This window comes from Comamonas sp. A23 (assembly GCF_004522605.1).
GTDB lineage: Bacteria > Pseudomonadota > Gammaproteobacteria > Burkholderiales > Burkholderiaceae_C > Comamonas > Comamonas thiooxydans.
In genome coordinates, this window is sequence record NZ_RSDT01000042.1 from 1 (window position 1) to 1,022 (window position 1,022).

General features: G+C 54.2%; 2 protein-coding genes. Both read right to left on the reverse strand.

The genetic code is table 11. The features are described from left to right. Window positions 1-310: 310 nt before the first annotated feature. A complete protein-coding gene (locus EIC84_RS25825) occupies window positions 311-649 on the reverse strand; it encodes a copper-binding protein (RefSeq protein WP_003067087.1) in 339 nt (112 codons plus the stop codon). 23 nt (window positions 650-672) lie between these two features. Next, a partial coding sequence (locus EIC84_RS25830) for an efflux RND transporter permease subunit (protein WP_134737366.1) occupies window positions 673-1,022 on the reverse strand: 350 nt, incomplete at its 5' end.

Genomic DNA, 1,022 nt, shown 5'->3' on the forward strand with positions numbered 1-1,022 from the left:
CAGTCAGAAGTGGACCATGCCCATCCGGGATTGGAAGGCTGCGCTGACCCGCTTTACCATTCAGTTCGGAGACCGCATCTCCGTCAATTGAAGTCCGAACCGTTTACACAAAAATTCGGACACGCCCGCGCGGTTTGTTTCAGGGGGCGCACACCTCGTGCCTAACACCGTCTGTAGATGTGCAGTCTGTTTCTCGTTTCAAGCACCTTGATCGTCTTGGCAGTCAGGTTAGTCAAAAGTTACTGATCAGCGCTTGCGTTGACGGGAAGTCCCTGTAGTGCAACAACGCCAATGACAGTCCCTTCTTCTATCAATGGTTCGGTTTCAATTCCGTGACCATAGCTTTGCCATTGATCGACTCTGCTTGGAACTTCACCTTATCGCCAACCTTTAAGCCGTCGAGCATCTTCTTATCGGATACCTCGAAGCCCATGGTCATGGCCGGCATCGCCAGGTTCGGAATATCTCCGTGACGCAGGACGACAAGGTTCTTTTGGATGTCAACCTTGCGGACTTCACCATCAACTAAGGGCATGGTGGAAGCTGATGCACTTGCAGCTGGCTTCTTTGGCATTTTCACGTCCTGAGCATGGACTGTTGTGAACGCTGCACATGTGAGGGCTGCGGCAAGTAAGTGAGTTGTTTTCATGGGTCTTTCTTTCAAAAAAATGGTTATGAAGCCTCGACTGAGGACGCTTTAAGGTTCGGAGAGTGGTGTTTAGTGATGGGGCGCTTCCGATGGATCAAGTACCAGGCAGCGGGGATGACAAGCATGCTCAATAGCGGGGCCGTGACCATCCCGCCGACCATGGGAGCAGCGATGCGGGTCATGACTTCAGAGCCGGTGCCATGTCCGATCAGGATGGGCAATAAGCCCGCCATAACCACGGCAACAGTCATGGCCTTCGGCCGCACGCGCATGACGGCGCCCTCGCGAATGGCGGCCAGTAGCGTCTCTTCATTGTCCGGCTCGCCTGCGGCCAGATGCTGTTTCCAGGCGTTCTGCAGGTAGACGAGCATCA

Coding starts and splice junctions, on each gene's coding strand:
- EIC84_RS25825 (WP_003067087.1), bottom strand. CDS start 649: ATGAAAACAACTCACTTACTTGCCGCAGCCCTCACATGTGCAGCGTTC.